17 protein-coding genes and 1 pseudogene are annotated in these 20,836 nt (G+C 46.0%); 15 read left to right on the top strand and 3 right to left on the bottom strand.

All coding sequences use genetic code 11. From position 1 onward, the window contains the following. Positions 1-116 (top strand): annotated as a pseudogene (locus ICN48_RS12505) (IS30 family transposase); the annotation flags it as partial. Positions 117-231: 115 nt separating this feature from the next. Here the strand turns inward: ICN48_RS12505 and tal are convergent. Then, positions 232-1,209 carry a transaldolase gene (gene tal, locus ICN48_RS12500; RefSeq protein WP_216154013.1) on the bottom strand — a complete coding sequence of 326 codons (978 nt, stop codon included), beginning with the start codon at positions 1,207-1,209 and terminating at the stop codon, positions 232-234. A gap of 101 nt (positions 1,210-1,310) precedes the next feature. On the opposite strand from tal, the gene rpiA reads away from it, so the two are divergent. Beyond that, positions 1,311-2,021, top strand: a complete 711-nt coding sequence (rpiA, locus tag ICN48_RS12495; RefSeq protein WP_216154012.1) for a ribose-5-phosphate isomerase RpiA — start codon at positions 1,311-1,313, stop codon at positions 2,019-2,021. 284 nt (positions 2,022-2,305) lie between these two features. Here rpiA and ICN48_RS12490 read toward each other — a convergent pair whose 3' ends face one another. After that, positions 2,306-2,578 carry an oxidative damage protection protein gene (locus ICN48_RS12490; RefSeq protein WP_216154011.1) on the bottom strand — a complete coding sequence of 91 codons (273 nt, stop codon included), beginning with the start codon at positions 2,576-2,578 and terminating at the stop codon, positions 2,306-2,308. Between the two features lie 41 nt (positions 2,579-2,619). After that, positions 2,620-3,984 (bottom strand): amino-acid N-acetyltransferase, encoded by a 1,365-nt coding sequence (gene argA / locus ICN48_RS12485; RefSeq protein ID WP_216154010.1) that lies wholly within the window; start codon positions 3,982-3,984, stop codon positions 2,620-2,622. 53 nt (positions 3,985-4,037) lie between these two features. On the opposite strand from argA, the gene hrpA reads away from it, so the two are divergent. The 13 genes from hrpA to ICN48_RS12420 all read left to right on the top strand — a co-directional run bounded on the left by hrpA (position 4,038) and on the right by ICN48_RS12420 (position 20,815). Further along, positions 4,038-8,108, top strand: coding sequence for an ATP-dependent RNA helicase HrpA (hrpA, locus tag ICN48_RS12480; RefSeq protein WP_216863805.1), 4,071 nt, complete (start codon positions 4,038-4,040; stop codon positions 8,106-8,108). Between the two features lie 70 nt (positions 8,109-8,178). Next, complete coding sequence (locus ICN48_RS12475) at positions 8,179-9,216, top strand: cytochrome D1 domain-containing protein (RefSeq protein WP_216863804.1); 1,038 nt, start codon at positions 8,179-8,181, stop codon at positions 9,214-9,216. An 8-nt stretch (positions 9,217-9,224) separates the two neighbouring features. Next, positions 9,225-10,025: a polysaccharide deacetylase family protein gene (locus ICN48_RS12470; protein ID WP_216154009.1), complete on the top strand. Its 801-nt coding sequence runs from the start codon at positions 9,225-9,227 to the stop codon at positions 10,023-10,025. Between the two features lie 3 nt (positions 10,026-10,028). Beyond that, positions 10,029-11,000 (top strand): sterol desaturase family protein, encoded by a 972-nt coding sequence (locus ICN48_RS12465; protein ID WP_216154008.1) that lies wholly within the window; start codon positions 10,029-10,031, stop codon positions 10,998-11,000. A gap of 29 nt (positions 11,001-11,029) precedes the next feature. Further along, complete coding sequence (locus ICN48_RS12460; protein WP_216154007.1) at positions 11,030-11,899, top strand: EI24 domain-containing protein; 870 nt, start codon at positions 11,030-11,032, stop codon at positions 11,897-11,899. A gap of 28 nt (positions 11,900-11,927) precedes the next feature. Next, positions 11,928-12,779, top strand: coding sequence for a molybdopterin-binding protein (locus ICN48_RS12455; protein WP_216154006.1), 852 nt, complete (start codon positions 11,928-11,930; stop codon positions 12,777-12,779). A 205-nt stretch (positions 12,780-12,984) separates the two neighbouring features. After that, on the top strand, positions 12,985-14,400 hold the full coding sequence (glnA, locus tag ICN48_RS12450) for a type I glutamate--ammonia ligase (protein ID WP_216154005.1): 1,416 nt from the start codon (positions 12,985-12,987) through the stop codon (positions 14,398-14,400). A 26-nt stretch (positions 14,401-14,426) separates the two neighbouring features. Further along, entirely contained in the window at positions 14,427-15,548 is a 1,122-nt protein-coding gene (gene glnL / locus ICN48_RS12445) for a nitrogen regulation protein NR(II) (RefSeq protein ID WP_370624230.1), read from the top strand. Continuing rightward, positions 15,545-16,996, top strand: coding sequence for a nitrogen regulation protein NR(I) (ntrC, locus tag ICN48_RS12440; RefSeq protein ID WP_216154003.1), 1,452 nt, complete (start codon positions 15,545-15,547; stop codon positions 16,994-16,996). Before glnL ends, ntrC begins: the two co-directional genes overlap by 4 nt. Further along, positions 16,989-17,837: an exodeoxyribonuclease III gene (xth, locus tag ICN48_RS12435; protein WP_216154002.1), complete on the top strand. Its 849-nt coding sequence runs from the start codon at positions 16,989-16,991 to the stop codon at positions 17,835-17,837. The genes ntrC and xth overlap by 8 nt, the downstream gene beginning before the upstream one ends. A 216-nt stretch (positions 17,838-18,053) precedes the next feature. After that, positions 18,054-19,259, top strand: a complete 1,206-nt coding sequence (locus tag ICN48_RS12430) for a patatin-like phospholipase family protein (RefSeq protein ID WP_216154001.1) — start codon at positions 18,054-18,056, stop codon at positions 19,257-19,259. Further along, positions 19,256-19,999 (top strand): acetoacetate decarboxylase, encoded by a 744-nt coding sequence (locus ICN48_RS12425; RefSeq protein WP_216154000.1) that lies wholly within the window; start codon positions 19,256-19,258, stop codon positions 19,997-19,999. The genes ICN48_RS12430 and ICN48_RS12425 overlap by 4 nt, the downstream gene beginning before the upstream one ends. Positions 20,000-20,032: 33 nt before the next feature. Next, complete coding sequence (locus ICN48_RS12420; protein ID WP_216153999.1) at positions 20,033-20,815, top strand: 3-hydroxybutyrate dehydrogenase; 783 nt, start codon at positions 20,033-20,035, stop codon at positions 20,813-20,815. Positions 20,816-20,836: the final 21 nt, after the last annotated feature.

The following is a 20,836-nucleotide window of genomic DNA, read 5'->3' as shown; positions in this document are numbered from 1 at the left end:
ACTCACAGGCTAAGCTTAATGCCATAGCTAGGAAACTGAATGAGCGCCCTAGAAAGACACTAAACTATCAAACACCGGCAGAACGTTTTGCCCAATCTGTTGCGTTGACCGGTTGAATCCAAGGCCGTTAACAGCCATTGCAGAGGTAGTGGAGAAAGCCGCCCTTGCTTTAAAATGATGCCTCGGAATCAAGAGGGCTCTGCGTTTAATGAGCTGTAGCCCCAATCTCAATTACTTGGCTAGTAGCGCTTCCAACTTCTCCGTATCCACACAGAAGTTCCGAATCCCTTCAGCCAATTTCTCTGTTGCCATAGCGTCATTGTTTAATTGCAGACGGAAACTAGATTCATCTAGTTTTAGCGGTGTAATACCTTCAGCCTGTAAAGCTGTTTGAGCATCAGCAGTATTCAGTTTTTTCTCAACAGCCGCATTGCTGCTTTGAAGTTCAGCCAATAGCTCTGGGCTAATAGTTAAAAGGTCGCAGCCAGCAAGCTCTAAGATCTGGCTAGTATTACGAAAGCTGGCTCCCATGATCTCAGTAGAGATGCCAAAGTGCTTGTAGTAATGAAAAATCCTCTTTACTGAAGTCACGCCAGGGTCATTTGCGCCACCATTGGCGCTATCACTCCAGTTAGTGCCTAACTTGGCTTTATTCCAATCGGTAATACGACCCACAAATGGGGAGATGAGCTTTGCGTTAGCTGCGCCACACGCTGCAGCCTGCACTAAAGAGAAGAGCAGTGTCATATTGCAATGAATCCCTTGCGCCTCCAATTCTTTTGCTGCAGCAATGCCTTCCCATGTGCCGGCTAGCTTAATCAAAATACGTTTGCGATCGATGCCATGAGACTCATAAAGAGCAATTAAATGCTTAGCCTTAGATACGGTACCTTTGGTATCGAAAGAGAGTCTGGCATCCACCTCGGTAGAAACACGACCCGGAACAATCTTCAAAATCTCCAAGCCAAACGCAACCAAGATGTAATCCACCAAGTCAGTAGGACTCATGCCTGGATGCGCTGCTTTTACTGATTTCACCAAATCCTGATAATTGCTTTGTTGGGCAGCCTTCAGAATCAGTGAGGGGTTGGTAGTCGCATCTTGCGGCAAAAACGCCTGTATGCGCTCAAAATCGCCTGTATCGGCCACAACCGTGGTGAGTTTCTTGAGTTGCTCAAGTTGGCTTAGTGATGAAGGGGTGATATTCATGGGCTTGCTCGCTGCTCTAAGGTAGTTTTCTAATAGATATCATATGATAGATGGATTAATTACTCAGCTCCAGTTATGACATAAAGGCATTTGATAGCTATATGAATCAAGATCAATTAAAGCAAATGGTAGGTGAGGCAGCTAGAGACGAAGTGCTTAAATTGCCGGCCGGGCAGGTTTTAGGTATTGGCACGGGCTCGACTGCAAACTGCTTTATTGATGCGCTTGCTCCGCATAAGGATCATTTTGCCGGAACAGTGTCGAGCTCAAACGCAACTACCCAACGATTACTAAAGCATGGTTTTAAAGTCCTTAGTCCAAATGATGTGCAAGGACTTCCTGCATACGTAGATGGCGCAGATGAAATTGATCCTTTGGGTCATATGATTAAGGGCGGCGGCGGAGCGCTTACACGAGAAAAAATTATCGCCTCGATGGCAAAGCAATTTATTTGTATTTGCGATTCATCTAAGCAGGTAGCTGTGCTTGGCAACTTTGCATTGCCAGTAGAAATCATTCCGCTCTCGCAGGGTGTAGTCAGCCGCGAGTTAGAAAAATTGGGTGGTAAGGTCAGCCTACGTTTGGCAAAGAGTACAAGGGCTGATCTCAATCAAACCCCAAGCGAGCCTTTTGTAACCGATAACGGAGGCTGGATCTTAGATATAGCGGGTCTGAAGATTGCCAATCCTATTCAGATGGAAGCGCAGATCAATCAAATAGCTGGCGTGATTACTGTTGGGCTTTTTGCTAAAGAAAAGGCAAATATCTTGTTGGTGAGTAATGCCTCTGGAGTTGAGCGTATCGCACTCTAATAATTGGTTTCAGCAATAAAAAACCCGACGGGGTATGCCCATCGGGTTTGTTTGCCATGGTATCCATGGCGCAGATAATCGGAAGGTAATTAGTTCCGACATCTATGAGTGCACAGATGCACTTATCTTAAGTGGCTTTCGCCAATGTGAGTGGGACACTCAATCTGTCTCACCACAACTTCATCCTACGCTTATCGTTAGCAGTGTCAACAGCAATTGAAAATATATTTTTCAATAAATTACATGCTGCAACACGGCAAACCTTTTTTACAAACTACAGTTACTTAGTCTGTAGGGGGTACGTAACCTTGCGCCATATCTGCCCCACCTTCAAAGAAGTACTTTTCTACTTGCTTTAAGAGGTACTGACGTGCCCGGGGATCTGCCATATTGAGGCGGTTTTCATTAATCAGCATAGTTTGGTGTTTTAACCAAGCCGCCCAAGCCTCTTTGGAAACTTGATTCCAAACCTTTTTACCTAGCTCGCCCGGAAGCGGGGCAAAATCCATTCCCTCGGCTTCTTTATTGAGTTTGATACATTGAACCATGCGTGCCATCTGTAATGCCTTTCTAGTAATTCTTAAGTTGCTTGGATTTCTTATAGATCTTTAGTTAAAACCATGGACTTACGGTCCCAGTTATAAATTTGTTTTCTTTCCTCAGGCAGATCATCGACCGTTGCCCGTTTAAAGCCACGCTTTAAGAACCAGTGCTCAGTTCTAGTAGTGAGAACAAATAATTTTTTAATGCCTTCTTGTTTAGCGCGCATTTCAACCCGCTTTAATAAGCGCTCGCCATCACCAGATCCCTGAACATCAGGATCAACAGCAAGACAGGCTAATTCACCAACGCCATTCGGAAATGGGAAAAGGGCGGCGCAACCGAAGAGAACGCGGTCATGCTCAATGACTGAGAAGCGTTGAATATCACGCTCAATCACATCTTGACCACGAGCTGCCAAGATGCCTTCATCTTCGAGGGGCATAGTCAATTGCAATATGCCACCAACGTCGTCTTGATTGGCTTCGCGTAAGTTCTCAATATCAGATGACGCAAGCATCATGCCAATACCGTCATGGGTAAAGAGCTCTTCTAACAGCGCTCCATCTTGATTGCATGGCAGGAAGTGAACACGGCTAACACCTGCGCGTATAGCTCTACCAGAGATATTGAGAAGACTCTTCATGCCCAAATCCATATCTTTGTTCTGCGCGATATATTCTTGCAGTTGCGGCATGGAGAGCTCGGTAATGAAATCACCTTCAGCATCTTTTAAGCCGATATATGGACTTAAGAAGATCAACTTATCTGCTTTAAGCGCTGCGGCAGTAGATGCGGCAACATCTTCATAAGCCAGATTAAATGCCTGACCAGTTGGAGAAAAACCTAAAGGGGAAAGCAAAACAATTTTGTTGCTATCCAAGGACTGCCTAATGGAGCTTGAGTCTACTTTACGTACAAGGCCGGTATGAATGTAATCAGTACCTTCAACAACACCTATAGGCATTGCAGTAATGAAGTTACCAGAGATCACGGAAATACGTGAGCCAGCCATTGGCGTGTTTGGCAGCCCACGGCTAAATGCTGCCTCAATATCAAGACGCAATTCGCCGGCAGCTTCTTTAACGCACTCTAGCGCGGCTGCATCTGTAATCCGGTAGCTGTGAATGGCGCTCTGACCAAACTTGCTTTTGATATTCCGGAGCATCAACTGCTCTTCAATCTGTGGGCGGATGCCGTGAACCAGGACAATACGCATACCCATGGCATGGAGCATGGCGATATCTTCAATCAGATTTTCAAGACCGATTTCTTGGACTAGTTCACCGGCAAAGGCAATCACAAAGGTCTTCTCGCGGAAGCTATGAATGTAGGGCGCAACATCGCGCAACCACCCTACGAAAGGGAAGTTGGAGGTCGTTTCTGCGGCCATTAAGGCTTGGTTCGGTGCATTTGTTGGCATAGTGAGAAAATTATAGGGTGCAAGAGCCTATAAACCAACAAAAACCCAAAGCAATGTCACTGCCTGTGCCTGCTTCCAACACCTCATGCAGGTTGGAAATTCGGTTTCCGGAGGAATTGCCAGTCTCTGGTCAGCGCCAACTGATCAAGGATGCCTTGCAGAGCCACCAGGTGGTGATTGTGTGCGGTGAGACAGGCTCAGGTAAGACTACCCAGCTGCCGAAGATCTGCTTGGATCTGGGGCGGGGCACGATTAATGGTGGCAAGCTGATTGGCCATACTCAGCCCCGCCGAATTGCAGCAACTGCCACCGCCAAGAGAATTGCCCAAGAGTTAGGCTCACCCATTGGTCAAGATGTGGGCTACCAAGTACGCTTTGCTGACAAGTCTAGTCATACCGCTTCCATCAAGTTGATGACCGACGGCATCTTGCTGGCGGAGACGCAGCGCGATCCGCAGTTACGCGCCTATGACACACTCATCATTGACGAAGCGCATGAACGTAGTCTGAATATTGATTTCTTATTAGGGTACCTGAGGCAATTACTTCCTAAGCGCCCAGACCTTAAGCTGATCATTACTTCAGCAACGATTGATGCCCAGCGATTTGCGGAGCATTTTGCAATCAACGGCAAGGCGGCACCCGTTATCGAAGTCAGCGGTAGATTGTTCCCTGTAGAGCAGCGTTATGCACCGCTAGAGCCTGAGGTTAAGTCAGATGGCAAGCCCGATGGAAAAAAAGAATCTAAGACTGCAAAGGAAATTCCGGATGCAGTAACTGAGGAGATTGCGAGTCTATGGCGCGAAGGCGCTGCTGGTGCTGGTGATGTATTGGTGTTCTTGCCTGGCGAGCGCGAGATACGCGATTGCGCTGAAGCATTACGCAAGGACCATGTCCTCCAGCAACGTTTTCATCCAGAAATCCTCAGTTTGTTTGCACGCCAATCAGTGGCTGAGCAAGAGAGGGTATTTAGTCCAGGCAATGGGCGACGCATCATTCTGACAACCAACGTTGCAGAGACCTCCTTAACAGTGCCGAACATTCGTTATGTCATTGATAGTGGCTTAGCGAGAGTTAAACGCTATTCCTACCGCAATAAAGTAGAGCAGCTTCAGATTGAACCGATTTCCCAAGCAGCTGCTAATCAAAGGGCGGGGCGTTGCGGTCGTGTATCGGATGGTATTTGTGTGCGCTTGTACAGCGAGCAAGATTATCAAGGCCGTCCTAAATTTACAGACCCCGAAATACTACGCAGCTCCTTAGCTGCGGTGCTCTTGCGGATGAGTTCCTTACGCTTGCCCAAGATCCAGCATTTCCCCTTCATTGATAAGCCCTTGGGTAGAGCGATTGCAGATGGTGTACAACTTTTAGATGAATTGGGTGCAATTGAATTTGATGAATCGGAGCCTGCAGATGGTAAGGATATCGGTAAGGACATCAACAACAGCTTCAAACTCACTGCGACTGGTAAGCAACTAGCAGACTTACCTCTTGACCCACGCATAGGCAGAATGCTGCTAGCAGCTAAAGAACAGAATGCTCTAAAAGAAGTCACCATCATTGCTTCTGCTTTGGCCACACAAGATCCACGCGATCGACCCATGGATCAAGCTGCTGCTGCCGATCAAGCGCATCTGCAGTTTGCGGATGAGCGCTCTGAGTTCCTTAGTTTTGTAAAACTCTGGAATTGGTATCAAGATGCTTTAAAGCATAAGAGCAGCAATCGTCAGCTTGAGAATCTGTGTAAGAGTAAATTTCTGTCACCGCGTCGTTTACGTGAGTGGCGCGATGTGCATGGTCAATTACATACCATGCTCGGCGAAAAGGGTTGGAAAGAAAATGGCATACCCGCAACCTATGAAGAAGTGCATCTCTCTTTATTAACGGGTCTGCTGGGATATGTAGCTAAAAAAGAAGAGGATGAAAAATCCCAAGATCGCAATAGTAAGACGGGTGGTTACGTTGGGGCTCGCGGTATTCGTCCATTCATCTGGCCAGGTTCTACTATCGGTAAAAAGGCAGGTGCTTGGATTTTGGCTGGTGAACTGCAAGAAACCAACCGTATGTATGCCAGAACGATCGCTAAGATCGAGCCGCAATGGGTAGAGCGCGTTGCCGCACATCGCTTGATCACATCCTTGAGCGATCCATTCTGGGATAACCGTCAGGGTGAGGTTATGGCATTTGAGCGGGGCACTTTGTACGGCTTGCCGATTTACCATGGTCGTCGAGTTCGTTACGAGCCACACAATCCCGATGAAACAAGAGAGCTATTTATTCGCCAAGCCTTGGTTCAGGAAGAAATGTTTGGGCGCATGGATACGCCTGCGCTTCAACGCGAAACAGAAACCGATGCCAAAAAGAAATACCCCAATATGTTTGGATTCTTTTGGCATAACCGCCGCCTGATTAAAGAAATAGAAGCCTTAGAGCATCGTTCACGTCGACCGGATGTGTTGGTGGATGATGAGTTGCTATTTGCTTTTTATGACTCTCGCATACCGAAAGAGGTTCGCAGTCGAGAAAGCCTCAAGGCATGGCTAGCGAAAAATAAAGATAAAGATAAGGATAAAGATAAGGATCTAGATGGCCAACTTCGCCTAGAAAAGGCCGACTTAATGCGCCATGAGGCGGCAGGCATTACCGTAGATCGCTATCCAAAAACGATGTTGGTCGGTGGTGCACAGCTGAGCCTAACGTACCACTTCGAGCCCGGCAGTCCGAAGGATGGGGTGACTCTGGTTGTGCCCTTGACTCAGCTCAATCAAGTAGATGGACGCCGTTGTGAATGGCTGGTTCCTGGTATGTGCGAAGAGAAGGTGCTTTTGCTCCTGAAATCCTTGCCGCAAAAACTCAGACGCCATTGTGTACCCTTACCAGACTATGCAAAGTCTTTCCTCGAGCGAAAGTTAGAAGAGAAGCAATTTGGAATTGGTGACTTTTTAGATAGCTTGATTAGCGATATTCGTAAGGAACGCGGTCTCGAGATTAAGCGCACAGATTTCAGACCTGAGGCCTTGCCTTTACATTCATCTATGAACTTCCGCTTGATTGATGAGCATGGGCGTCAGCTTGAGGTAGAGCGTAACCTAGCTCGCTTACGTTCAGAGTATGGGCAGACTGCTCGTGATGCCTTTCAAGCAATTGCTCAAGAGACTGCTCAGGTCGAGTTGGGGGTTGAGCCACCAGTTGGTGAGAGATCTAAATCGGATTCACATGGAAATACAAATACCGCTGATGCGACTCGCAAGGTCGAGCAGGGCGGTTACCGCTCCTGGGAGTTCGGTGAGTTACCAGAAACTTTGGAGATTCAAAAGGGTAATAAAACCTTATTTGGATATCCCGCCTTGGTTGATCGTGTTGACTATTGTGATCTTGAGGTATTTGATGATTTAGAGGAAGCCCGTAAGCAGCATGCTTTAGGATTGCGTCGCTTATTTGCTTTAAGTAATAAAGACACGATTAAGGCTTTGCAAAAACAATTACCTGGTATTCGTGAATTGGGTTTGCTATTCATTAATGTGGGCTCAGTAGAGGGCTTGATAGAGCAGATTCTGAATATTGCTCTTGAGCGTGCATTTATGGCTGAACCACTTCCAGTCAATGCCGAGCAATTTGCAGAGCGATTACAAGCTGGTAAACCAAGATTAGCACTCATCGCGCAAGAGATCTCTCGACATGCCTTAAATGCATTACAAGCCCATGCCGATTTGCAGAAAAAAGTAGCCAGCGCAAAAGCCGCCTCACCGACTGCCTATGCCGATATTCAGGCGCAGATGCAAGGGTTGATATTTGCGAAGTTCGTTGCCGACATACCGTACTCCCAGCTAGTGCATGTGCCTCGGTACTTAAAAGCAATTGCAATGCGGATCGATAAATTGCGTTCTAACCCGAGTCGTGATGCTCAACTCCAAAAGGACTGGGAATCGGTTGCGCGTCCGTGGCAAAAGCTCATGCAAGGTGCTAAGGGTGCTGCTTCCTATGCAATGTCCGAAGATCAAGCCTTAACGGATTTCCGTTGGCAGTTAGAGGAGTTGAGGGTGGCTTTATATGCTCAAGAGCTCAAAACACCCACCCCGATGTCCTTAAAGCGCCTTGAAAAGGTTTTGGCAAGCTTGCGCTAGGTCAAATCTATACCGATATCCATTGGATTGAGAGGCCTATTAAACCTCCCCAATTGCTTACAATGGGGGTATGCACAAATTTATCAAGATTAGAGGTTTTCGCGTTCTTGCGACCTCCGTTTTATTGGGCCTGCTGTTGGCCAATCAATACGCTTTGGCTCAGCCTAGCAATACCCCAGCGCCTGCAAGCTCTGCAAATCAACCTAAGATTGCTGTCATTCTGAATTCTGGATCTGCATCTGTAAGCCTCATTGATATGAACGCTCGTGAGGTTATTAAAACAGTTCCCGTTGGCAAGGAGCCTCATCACTTGATGATTACCCCTGACCAAAAAACACTTTTAATTGCTAATGCCGCAGGCAATGATGTGGTCATGATGAATCCAACGACTGGAGAGTTGACTGGCAAGATACCCAACATTATTGACCCCTACCAAATTGGATACTCACCAAACCACAAATGGTTTGTAGCAAACGGCAATCGCTTAGATCGCGTAGATATTTATGCCGCGGATGGCGCTAATCTCAAATTGGCTAAGACTGTGAAGTTAGCTAAGACACCAAGCCATATTGCTTTCACATCTGACAGCAAAATAGCATTTATCACTTTGCAAGATTCCAATGAGCTTGCCGCAATTGATCTAGAAACCCAAAACGTATTGTGGACAATACCTACAGGAAAAGTTCCTGCTGGTTTGTGGATGACGCCTGGCGATCAATATCTCTTGGTTGGCATTACTGGTGATGACTATGTTCAGGTGATTGATTGGAAAACGCGCAAAGAAGTAAAGCGGATAACGACAGGCAAGGGCGCTCATAATTTCCGTCCTTTAGGTGATAAAAAGCACGTTTTCGTGAGCAATCGCATTGCTTCTACGATTAGCTTGCTCAATATGCAAACCCTGGAGAAGGTTGGTGATATCACTGGGCTGCCAGCCGGTCCAGACGATATGGAAATCACCCCTGATGGTAAAACCATGTGGGTCACTTTCCGCTTCTCTAAAAAGGTTGGGGTAATCGATATTCCAACGATGAAGTTGGCAACCCTTATCCCTGTTGGCAAATCTCCCCATGGCGTGTTCTTTACTCCAAGGGCTGGATGGGAGTAAACATCACTATGAAGCGCATCACTCTTAACGCATTTATTCGTATCGCATTTACCCGTTCCGCAGCCGCGCTCTTGCTCAGCTGTTTTTCATTGTGCGCAATTGCTCAAGCCGAATGTAGCAAGACTGTTTACCTTACCTTTGATACAGGCAATATGTCTGTAGCGGAAAAAGTTGCTGAGATTCTCAAGCGTCAAAATGTGAAAGCCACTTTTTTTCCGGCCAATGAAAAAACCTTTCGTGGCGACTTTGCTTTGGATGATTCTTGGAAACCCTTTTGGCAACAATTGTCAAAGGAAGGCAATCACTTTGGTAGCCATACCTATGACCATGATTACTTCGTGAAGGATGGCCCTAAAGGGCAGGTTTTTGAGAAGCCACAATTTGGTCCAAAGGCTGGAGAAATCGTTTTGTATAACGAAGCAACAATGTGTAAGCAGATTCGTCGGGTTGACCAGCGCTTCCAAGAAATGACAAATCAGCCACTACAGAAAATCTGGCGCGCTCCTGGCGGCAAAACTTCACCTACCTTGATTCGGATGGGTGATATGTGCGGCTATCAGCATATTGGCTGGGCTCCTGCCGGCTTCTTAGGAGATGAGTTGAATTCAGACAAACATCCCAATAGCGGTCTTTTGGATAAAGCAACTAGAAGCCTAAAGGATGGAGACATCACCATGGCTCACTTAGGTATTTGGTCTAGAAAAGACCCATGGGCGCCAGCCGTTTTGGAACAACTTATTGTGAACCTGAAAGGGCGCGGCTTCTGCTTTGGCTTGCTGCCCAAAAATACAGTAAATCCTTCAAAATAAGGCATGGACTTAAATAACTTCACCTCTTTAGTTTCAAACGCCTATGCAAGCGTTCAGGAATTTATTTTTTCTAATGTGGTGGGTCCGATTCTGTATCAATTGGATTTAATGTCTTGGGCCGAGGATGTATTTGATGGGGTTGATTGGTTCTTGTTTGGCTGTATTCAAATTTTCTTAATCATTGTTGTATTAAGAACTTGGGAAAAGCTTGATCCAGCGGAAAAGCAAGAGCGCTTTGCAAGCACAAGTAAAGCGGATGTTTTCTATACCTTGTTTCATCGCCTAGGTATTTTTCATGGCATTATTTTTATTGCTCTGTCTGGCTTCTTCTTTGAGATCGATTCGATCTTGCATGACTTCCGTTTCGATCGATTGAATGTTGAATCATGGTGGCCTGGGATAAGTTCAATCCCAGCGGTGAGCTTTTTGATCTACTTGGTGCTATTGGATTTTGTGGATTATCTTTACCATCGCGCCTCACATGCATTTAACTGGTGGTGGCAACTTCACTCCTTACATCACAGTCAAACCGTAATGACTGCTTGGTCTGATAACCGCAATCACATTCTGGACGACATCATGCGCGCCACCTTCATGGCGTTCTTTGCGCTCTTGTTTGGTGTATCTCCTGGCCAATTCATCATGCTAATTGCGCTTAGCCAATTTATTCAAAGCTGGCAGCATGCCAATATCAAAGTTCATCTTGGGCCTGCTAAATACTTCCTAATTTCTCCGATGTTTCATCGCATGCATCATGCGGTGGGTTATGGCCATGAAGCTAAGGGCAAGCCTGGCGTTTTAGGTGGCTGTAACTTTGGCATTTTGTTTCCGTGGTGGGATATGGCTTTCCGAACCGCTATTTTTCCTAAAGAGGTCTATCCTACGGGAGTAAGGAATTTAACGGTTTCACAAAATATCCTTACTCAGCAATGGCAAGGTTTAGTACGTGCCGTGAAAGAATTCAAGCCTAAGTAGATTGCAAGTCTGCAGGCAATAGGAGTTGTATGGTCGGATTACCGCAATTATTTAAATCATTTGGAATGGCTTTGGTTGGAACTATGCATCCACGGATGTTATGGCTGAGCCTGCGACCATTTTTGATCGTCTCAGTGTTATGGGGCGTGCTGATTTGGTTAACTTGGACGCCAGCACTTGAGGCATTGAGTGTTTTTCTGACGACTTCTATTTTTACTAGCTGGATACAGGAAGGCCTCATTTGGGCTGGCTTTGAAAACGCTAGAGCATGGATCGCACCATTATTTTTTGTGATGTTGATCATTCCTTTAATCACGATTAGCTTGCTGGTGTTTGTTGCTTTTTCAACAGTACCCTCGATTGTCAAGATTGCCTCTAGACAATCCCAATTCCATGATTTGGAATGCAAGCAAGGCGGAGGTTTCTTTGGCAGCTTGGTATATAGCCTATGGTCAGCGCTGATTTGTTTGGCTTTAGTGATGTTGACCTTACCAGTTTGGTGGGTGCCACCATTGGTAGCTGTATTGCCTCCGCTCCTTTGGGGGTGGCTAACAATGCGCCTCATGTCGTACGACGTTCTCGCTAAACATGCCAGCGCAGAGGAGCGTGATCTTCTGCTTGAAAAATATCGCTGGCCTTTACTCTGCATGGGCATTGCCTCGGGAATGTTGGGTGCAGTACCTACATTCTTTTGGGCAACCTCTGCACTGGCCTTGGTTTTATTTCCGATTGTGAGTTTTATCGCGCTCTGGATTTATTCTTTGATTTTCGTGTTTGCAGCTTTATGGTTTAGCTACTTCTTATTGGATGCCCTCAAGCAGCTGCGGGAAGAGGAATTAAATCAAGCCTTAACGGTGCAATCACGTGTTGTTGATATGGAACTTCCGCATCACAGTTAATGTGATGGCTAATGAGATGGTAGATAAAATGAAAAAAGTTGAAATAGACGAACCAGTAGACACGCCAACTGCGGCCAGGCGCTTTGGTTTGATTGTGATTGGCGACGAAATATTGTCAGGACGCCGCCAAGACAAACACATGAGTAAACTCATTGAGTTACTCAATGAGCGTGGACTCACCCTGGCTTGGGCTAAATATGTTGCTGATGATCCTGAGCAAATTACTGCTACCTTAAAAGAAAGTTTTGCGAGTGGGGACGTCGTGTTTAGTACTGGCGGTATTGGTGCAACACCTGACGATCACACCCGTCAATGCGCAGCGCTTGCATTAGGTACTAAAACGCAATTGCATCCAACGGCGCAAGAATTGATTGCGGGACGCATTCAGTCGATGGCGGAAGGCGATCCGATTAAGGCGGATTTAAATACTCCCGAGAATCAGCATCGCTTCAAGATGGGTGAGTTTCCGATTGGCAGTGAAATCATTCCGAACCCCTATAACCAAATTCCTGGCTTTCGCATTCGCGAACATCACTTTCTTCCTGGCTTTCCAGTAATGGCAGCGCCGATGATGGCTTGGTGCTTGGATACGCATTACAAAGACCTATTTCATCAAGAGAACTGGGCTGAGCAGAGTTTTATTGTGCCCAAGGGTATTGAATCGACTTTGACCCCCTTGATGGAGCGTATAGAGGCTAATTTCCCTGGCGTTAAGGTCTTTAGCCTGCCGTCAGTAGGCGATGCCACAAAGGGTGGTGTGTATGCCCAGCGTCATATTGAATTGGGTATTAAAGGTAACGCCAATCTTCTGGAAAGCGCTTGGATTGCCCTCAGAACCGGCACTCAAGAGCTGGGCTACGAAATCCACGATATAAGCTAAGCCTATTTGCACTAAAAAGGTGCATATAGGCTTATTGGAGTGTATATACGCGGGATTTGGGCACTTAAACAGTGCAATAATGAGAGTTCCCATTTGTTTGCTTCAGTAAATTACATACATCCATTAGGCATGTTTGATGCCTGGAATAAACAAGGGTGTATGCCTTAAGTTTTGATTCCGAGTTTAGTTAATAGAGGAGATTTGCATGACGAAGACCGTCGCTGATGTGATGAAGTTGGTTAAAGAGAAAGAATGTACTTTCGTTGATTTCCGCTTTGTGGATACAAAGGGTAAAGAACAGCACACGACAGTTCCTATCTCTGCATTCGATGAAAGTAAGTTTGAAGATGGACATGCATTTGACGGTTCTTCTATTGCTGGCTGGAAGGGTATTGAGGCTTCTGACATGTTGCTCAAACCAGATCCAACTGCCGCTTATATCGACCCATTCTATGAAGAGCCAACTTTGGTTCTTACATGTGATGTTATCGAACCAGCAGATGGCAAAGGTTACGACCGTGACCCACGTTCTATCGCTAAGCGCGCTGAAGCGTATTTGAAGAGCACTGGCTTAGGCGATGCTGCTTACTTTGGTCCAGAGCCAGAGTTCTTTATTTTTGACGGCGTTCGTTGGGGTGCTGACATGCAGGGTTGCTTCGTCAAGATTGATTCTGAAGAGGCGCCATGGTCTTCAGGTGCAGAAATCGAAGGCGGCAATACTGGTCACCGTCCAGGAAAAAAAGGTGGGTATTTCCCGGTTGCTCCTGTAGATACATTCCAGGATATGCGTTCTGAAATGTGTTTGATTCTTGAGTCATTAGGCATTCCAGTTGAAGTGCATCACCATGAAGTTGCTGGTCAAGGCCAAAACGAATTGGGTACAAAGTTCAGCACATTAGTACAGCGCGCTGACTGGACTATCTGGCAGAAGTACGTTGTTCAAAACGTAGCGCATGCTTACGGTAAGACAGCAACTTTCATGCCTAAGCCAGTAGTTGGCGATAATGGATCTGGTATGCACGTTCACCAATCTATTTGGAAGAATGGTGAGAACTTATTTGCTGGTAACGGCTATGCAGGCTTGTCAGAATTCGCATTGTTCTACATCGGCGGCATTATCAAGCACGCTAAAGCATTGAATGCGATTACTAATCCAGGTACAAACTCATACAAGCGTTTAGTTCCAGGCTTTGAGGCTCCAGTGAAGTTGGCTTACTCAGCACGTAACCGTTCTGCTTCTATTCGTATTCCACACGTTCCAAATCCTAAGGGTCGTCGTATTGAAACTCGTTTCCCAGATCCATTGGCTAACCCGTACCTCTGCTTCTCAGCATTGATGATGGCTGGCTTGGATGGTGTTCAGAACAAGATTCACCCAGGCGAAGCTGCTGACAAGAACTTGTATGACTTGCCGCCAGAAGAAGATGCAAAGATCCCAACCGTTTGTGCAAGCTTGGAAGAGGCATTGGATGCATTGAAGAAAGATCACGAGTTCTTGACTCGCGGCGGTGTATTTACTGAGTCCATGATTGATGCATATATCAATTTGAAGATGGAAGATGTCACACGTTTCCGTATGACTACTCATCCAATCGAATTTGATATGTACTACTCCCTGTAAGCGAAGGAGAGAACTTGAGCGCAGGTCTGTTGCGCAATTCGTTCAAGGGAGCAGCTTCGGCTGCTCCTTTTTTTCCGACATTGCTTGATCAGATGCCCAATGCCATCGTGGTATTTGAGGCTGAGAACCAACAATTGGTGTACGTGAACCCGGCTGCTGAGTCAGCGCTAGATCTTTCGCGTAAATCACTTGAGGGTCAAGCTGTGCACAATTTGTTTGGCGATAACATCGCGTTAAATGACATGATTTCTGAGGTGAGGCTGGGACATGTTCTAGCGCAACGCCAAGAAATGATTTTGCATTCCTTGCCAGGAAGCATCCATCAAGCTTCCATTCCTGCGCATGTAGTCGTCGCAGCTTTAGAAGACCCTAACCTCATCCTGATGGAGTGGTTTCCGATTGATCAACAACTGCGTAGTGAGCGCGATGAACGCGTGACACAACAAGTTGAGGCAAATAAGCAGTTGATGCGTAATTTAGCGCATGAGATTAAAAATCCATTGGGTGGTATTCGTGGAGCAGCTCAGCTATTAGAGTTTGAATTGCCTGATAAAGGCTTGCGTGAATACACTCAGGTCATCATTAAGGAATCTGATCGCCTCCAGACTTTAGTGGATCGTCTCTTAGCGCCACATCGTAAGGCGCATGTGATGGAGTCCTTCAGCGTGCATGAAGCCTTAGAGCGTGTGCGAAGTCTTGTCTTGGCGGAGTTCCCAAAAGGTCTGAGAATTATTCGCAACTACGATACTAGTCTGCCTGATGTATTGGGGGACCGAGAGCAGTTGATTCAAGCAACCTTAAATATTGTTCATAACGCAGCACAAGCGCTTTCAGAAGAGATTCGCAGTGGTGTTGCGCAAATCGAGTTAAAGACCCGTGTGGCGCGTTCAGTCACGATTGCAAAGCATCGCTATAAGTTGGCGATGGACTTGCATGTGATTGATAACGGCCCTGGCATTCCAGAAGAAATTATTGAGCGCATCTTCTTCCCGTTAGTTTCGGGCAGAGAAGGCGGTAGTGGCCTTGGCCTCACCTTAGCACAAACCTTTGTTCAGCAGCACCAGGGATTTATTGCTTGCAATAGCCGACCTGGGCGAACCGATTTTCATATTCAAATTCCATACCGTAGGCAGGAGAAACCATCATGAAACCAATTTGGATCGTTGACGATGATCAATCCATTCGTTGGGTCTTAGAAAAAGCATTGGCGCGCGAGAACATTCCGCATAAGAGCTTTTCTAATCCAAATGACGTACTAAATGCTTTAGAAAAAGAAGCTCCTCAGGTGTTGATTTCAGACATCCGCATGCCACGTGGTAATGGTTTGAATTTGTTGCAGCACGTCAAGGCGAGCCATCCGAATTTGCCAGTCATCATCATGACTGCTTACTCTGATTTGGATTCTGCAGTCTCCTCCTTCCAAGGTGGTGCCTTTGAATATCTCACTAAGCCTTTTGATGTAGAAAAAGCGATTGAGTTAATCCGTCGCGCGGTAGAGCAGGGCATTCGCAATGACTCTGGTGCAAAAGATCTAAGCGCCTGGAGGCAAGACGTTACCGAGATTATTGGTCAAGCACCAGCAATGCAGGAGATCTTCCGTGCCATTGGCCGCTTAGCGCAATCTAACGCCACAGTCCTTATTACGGGTGAGTCTGGTACCGGTAAAGAGATGGTTGCTCATGCGCTACATAAACACAGCCCTTGCGCAAAAGGCCCATTCGTTTCCTTAAGTACTTCTGCTGTACCTAAAGATTTATTGGAGTCTGAGCTATTTGGTCATGAGCGTGGCGCTTTCCCGGGTGCCCAGACGCTTCGTCGCGGCCGCTTTGAGCAAGCTGACGGCGGCACTTTATTTCTTGGTGAAGTAGGCGATCTACCATTTGATCTGCAAACCCGTTTACTTCGCGTTCTGACTGATGGACATTTCTATCGCATCGGCGGTCAAGACCCGATCAAGGCAAACGTCCGCATTATTGCCTCGACTCATCAAAACCTTGATGCTAGAGTGGCGGCTGGATTCTTCCGTGAAGACTTATTGCATCGTTTGAATGTGATTCGCTTGCGTATGCCTTCGTTGCGTGAGCGTAGCGAGGACATTTCAATGTTGGCCAGACATTTCATGCTGACTTGCGCGAAATCTTTAGGCGTCGAACCTAAAAAATTGTCTGACGAAGTCTTAAAAGAAATCAGTGCGATGCCATTTCCTGGGAACGTACGTCAGTTAGAGAACTTGTGTCACTGGTTAACCGTCATGACCCCTGCAAATGTGATTGGCGTTAGCGATCTGCCGACTGATATCGTTATCGAGACCAGTGAGCAACCCGTCATTATTCATGGTGAGTCATCACCAAGCAATCCTATTGCTACCAAAGTTGCCTCAGGGGACTGGGAGAGCGGCTTAGGACGTCTTGCTGTCAAGATGTTGCAAGATGGTGATAAAGAGGTTTTTGATGCCTTGACTGCGCGCTTTGAAAAAGCAGTATTACAAGCGGCGCTAGAGGTGACGCGCGGTAGAAGAGTAGAGGCCGCACAACGCCTTGGCATTGGGCGCAATACGATTACCCGCAAACTGCAAGAGTTAGGTATTGATGACTGATTTTGTTCGAATAGCGGCGTGGAATGTGAACTCCTTAAAAGTTCGCCTTCCGCATGTTCTGCGCTGGTTACAAGATCAGGAAAAAAAGAAGCAGCCAATTGATGCGCTCTGCTTGCAGGAGCTAAAGCTGACGGATGATAAGTATCCCCATAAAGAATTGGAGGATGCTGGTTATCTCAGTCTGGCTGCAGGGCAAAAGACCTATAACGGTGTTGCCATCATTGTGCGAAAGGCAGCCCTAGCACCCATTGCCTCTGATACAGCAACCAGCTTTCTAAAGCCCATCAGAAATATCCCAAACTACGAGGATGATCAGCAGCGCATCTTAGCTGCAACGATTCCCTTTGCGGGAATGCAGCCGATGAGATTGATTTCAGCATATTTTCCGAATGGGCAATCGCCTGACAGCGATAAATTTCAATACAAACTGGGTTGGTTGAATGCATTACAAACTTGGTTAACAGATGAGCTCCAACAGAACCAGCGATTAGCACTCTTGGGAGACTTCAATATTGCGCCTGCCGATGAAGATGTTCATGATCCTAAAGCGTGGGAAGGGCAAAACTTAGTCTCTCCACCAGAGCGTGAAGCATTTCAAGAGCTCATCAAGCTTGGATTAACAGATTCATTCAGAATATTTGAACAAGCGCCTAAAACCTTTAGTTGGTGGGATTACCGCATGATGGGTTTCAGAAGAAATGCTGGAATGCGTATCGACCATATCCTACTCAGCGAGCCACTTAAAGAGCAATGCAACGCCAGCATAGTGGATAAGGGGCCTAGAGCCTGGGAGCAGCCATCGGATCATGCCCCTGTGGTTGCGACGATTAGCAAGTCTTAAATTAGCCTCCCAAAGCAAGGGTTTACCTCCTAGAGACTATTAAAAATAGCCAGTACAAAGGTGGGCTGGCCTGATCTTTCGTCACTTGTTTGACATAAATATTAACTATAAGTATTGTTATCTATTTTCTCCCATCTTATGAAATTCAAGATTCCCTCCTAAAGATAGCACCCTAAGCTATATCCTTAGTGGGCAGTCTGATGAACTCAAATCCGTATGAAAACTCTCAATCTCCCATATCCTCGAATTGGTCTTGTTCTGCAGGGAGGGGGCGCATTAGGGTCTTATCAAGCTGGGGTACTTGAAGGCTTAGATAAACGGGGCATTTATCCCACTTGGGTAGCTGGAATTTCTATCGGGTCACTCAATTGTGCTGTCATCGCTGGAAATGCTCCAAAAGATCGTGTGGAGAAACTAAAAGGATTTTGGGAAGCCATTTGCTGCAATCCATCTCCACTAGCCCAGTTTTTGATGTTTGCTGACAAGATGTATGCAGGCAGTCAAATCGGTATGAATATCCTGAATAGCACTCAGATTGAAAAAATGTTTGGGTCAGCTGCAGCATCCAATGCAATTATGGGCGGTCAAAAAAACTTTTTTATACCCAAACCTTTTGCGCCTGGTGTAGGCAGTCCAGCTGACGTTAGCTTTTACGACACCTCCCCCTTGATTGCAACTCTTGAAAAATTTTGTGATTTTGACAGAATTAATGACCACAAGTCTATGCGAGTTTCAGTGGGCGCGACAAACGTGCGAACTGGAAACTTTATTTATTTTGATAATACTCAGATGAAGTTGGAGGCCAAGCATTTCCTCGCCTCTGGATCACTTCCGCCTGGATTTCCTGCGGTTGAAATCGATGGCGAATTTTATTGGGATGGTGGATGCGTATCTAATACACCACTTGAACATGTTTACACCCTTGGAAACATATCTTTAGAAGACACTCTCGTTTTTCAGGTTGATATATGGAGCGCTATGGGCAAGAATCCGACGAATATTTTTGAGGTGATGGAGCGACAGAAGGATATTCAATACTCCAGCAGAACACGTAGTATTGGTAACGGTATTAAAGAAAAGCAAAAAATGCGCAAATTATTATTAGATCTCTTGGAGCATGTACCCGACTCTGTTAAGAGTCAGGACCCTTTGTTCTCCGAATTAAACCGTGAATTGTGTGCAAAAAAGTTTAATTTCATCCAGTTGATTTATCAAGATAAACCTAGCGAAGGTCACTTCAAGGATTACCAATTTAGTTTTGAGACGATGCAAATGCATTGGCAAGCGGGTCTTGAGGACATCCTCGAAACGCTTTCAAATCCAAAGTGTCTCGAGTTGCCTCCCGATGGAGAAAACTACATTGAATATGATTTTCACAGAACCCAAAAAACCGACAACACTTTAAGTAGGAGAAAGAAATGAACATTGCAGACATTCGCAAAAATGCTTATTCGATGCCTTTTGTTAGTCCCGCTTACCCAAGGGGACCTTACCACTTTGTTAATCGTGAATTCTTCATCATTACTTACAGGACCGATCTGGATGCCTTAAGAGCGATCGTCCCGGAGCCTTTGACGGTGAATGATCCATTGGTAAGCTTTGAATTTATTAAAATGCCGGACTCTTCTGGTTTTGGCGATTACACCGAAAGCGGTCAGGTAATCAACGTCATCGATGCGGATGGCAAGCCTGCTAGTTATACCCATATGATGTTTTTAGATGATATGGCACCTATTGCTGGCGGAAGAGAATTGTGGGGATTTCCAAAGAAACTGGCATATCCTCAATTAAGAATTGAGTCGGATACTTTGGTAGGAACATTGGATTATGGCCCCATCAGAGTCGCCATAGGAACAATGGGTTTTAAATTTCAGACGTTAGACATTGCGCAAGAGCAAAAAAAGCTTTCTGAAACTCCGGGTTACTTGCTCAAAATTATTCCTCACGTAGATGGCACACCCAGAATTTGTGAGTTGGTGCGCTACTTCAGTCAAAACGTGACGGTGCATGGCGCCTGGACAGGCCCCGCAAGATTAGAATTATTTCACCATGCATTAGCGCCCATAGCCGATTTACCAGTACTTGAAGTCATTTCTGCAAAACACCTGATGTGTGATCTCACGCTTGGTCTAGGTGAGGTTGCCTTTGACTATCTTGCTTAATTCAAACCCCTTTCATTTTTCTCGGAGAAAAGTATGTCTTTAAAAAATAAAGTTGCCCTGATTACTGGAGCTGCAAGTGGTATTGGTAAGGAATGCGCCATCAAGTTATCAGAAGCGGGCGCGGCCGTTGTGATTGCTGATCTCAATTTGTCAGATGCCCAAAAAGTTGCAGATGATATCAATAGCCACGGTGGCAAAGCAATTGCAGTTGCTATGGATGTAACGAATGAAGAGATGGTGAATGCAGGCATCACTGAAACGGTAGAAAAGCTAGGCAGTATTGATGTGCTCGTATCTAATGCCGGTATTCAAATTGTTCACCCCATTGAGGAGTATCCCTATGCTGAGTGGAAAAAAATGATGGCAATCCATTTAGATGGTGCATTTCTTACCACGAAGGCTGCAATCAAGCATATGTACGACAGTGGTAGAGGTGGGTCAATCATTTATATGGGCTCAGTACACTCACATGAGGCATCTAAACTGAAATCGGCTTACGTGACTGCGAAACACGGCTTGATTGGTCTATGCAAGGTGATTGCCAAAGAAGGTGGCCCAAGAAATGTTCGTGCCAATGTGGTTTGCCCCGGGTTTGTGAGAACACCCTTAGTTGAAAAGCAGATACCTGAGCAAGCAAAAGCGCTGGGAATTAGCGAAGCAGATGTAGTTAAAAATGTCATGCTAAAAGAAACCGTTGATGGTGAATTTACTACTGTTGACGATGTAGCCAATACCGTGGTGTTCCTAGCCGGATTTGAGACTAATGCCTTAACCGGGCAATCGATTGTTGTCAGTCATGGATGGTATATGCAGTAAGATAAATTACGATCTTATGTA

The organism is Polynucleobacter sp. JS-Safj-400b-B2 (genome assembly GCF_018881975.1).
GTDB lineage: Bacteria > Pseudomonadota > Gammaproteobacteria > Burkholderiales > Burkholderiaceae > Polynucleobacter.
This window is presented reverse-complemented; position numbering and strand designations above follow the sequence as displayed.

What these genes read in the sequence shown, in the direction of transcription:
- ICN48_RS12455 (WP_216154006.1), top strand. Translation starts at nt 11,928, where the DNA reads ATGAAAAAAGTTGAAATAGACGAACCAGTAGACACGCCAACTGCGGCC.
- ntrC (WP_216154003.1), top strand. Translation starts at nt 15,545, where the DNA reads ATGAAACCAATTTGGATCGTTGACGATGATCAATCCATTCGTTGGGTC.
- ICN48_RS12430 (WP_216154001.1), top strand. Translation starts at nt 18,054, where the DNA reads ATGAAAACTCTCAATCTCCCATATCCTCGAATTGGTCTTGTTCTGCAG.
- glnA (WP_216154005.1), top strand. Translation starts at nt 12,985, where the DNA reads ATGACGAAGACCGTCGCTGATGTGATGAAGTTGGTTAAAGAGAAAGAA.
- hrpA (WP_216863805.1), top strand. Translation starts at nt 4,038, where the DNA reads ATGTCACTGCCTGTGCCTGCTTCCAACACCTCATGCAGGTTGGAAATT.
- xth (WP_216154002.1), top strand. Translation starts at nt 16,989, where the DNA reads ATGACTGATTTTGTTCGAATAGCGGCGTGGAATGTGAACTCCTTAAAA.
- ICN48_RS12470 (WP_216154009.1), top strand. Translation starts at nt 9,225, where the DNA reads ATGAAGCGCATCACTCTTAACGCATTTATTCGTATCGCATTTACCCGT.
- argA (WP_216154010.1), bottom strand. Translation starts at nt 3,984, where the DNA reads ATGCCAACAAATGCACCGAACCAAGCCTTAATGGCCGCAGAAACGACC.
- ICN48_RS12490 (WP_216154011.1), bottom strand. Translation starts at nt 2,578, where the DNA reads ATGGCACGCATGGTTCAATGTATCAAACTCAATAAAGAAGCCGAGGGA.
- ICN48_RS12420 (WP_216153999.1), top strand. Translation starts at nt 20,033, where the DNA reads ATGTCTTTAAAAAATAAAGTTGCCCTGATTACTGGAGCTGCAAGTGGT.
- ICN48_RS12475 (WP_216863804.1), top strand. Translation starts at nt 8,179, where the DNA reads ATGCACAAATTTATCAAGATTAGAGGTTTTCGCGTTCTTGCGACCTCC.
- ICN48_RS12425 (WP_216154000.1), top strand. Translation starts at nt 19,256, where the DNA reads ATGAACATTGCAGACATTCGCAAAAATGCTTATTCGATGCCTTTTGTT.
- rpiA (WP_216154012.1), top strand. Translation starts at nt 1,311, where the DNA reads ATGAATCAAGATCAATTAAAGCAAATGGTAGGTGAGGCAGCTAGAGAC.
- ICN48_RS12460 (WP_216154007.1), top strand. Translation starts at nt 11,030, where the DNA reads ATGGTCGGATTACCGCAATTATTTAAATCATTTGGAATGGCTTTGGTT.
- tal (WP_216154013.1), bottom strand. Translation starts at nt 1,209, where the DNA reads ATGAATATCACCCCTTCATCACTAAGCCAACTTGAGCAACTCAAGAAA.
- ICN48_RS12465 (WP_216154008.1), top strand. Translation starts at nt 10,029, where the DNA reads ATGGACTTAAATAACTTCACCTCTTTAGTTTCAAACGCCTATGCAAGC.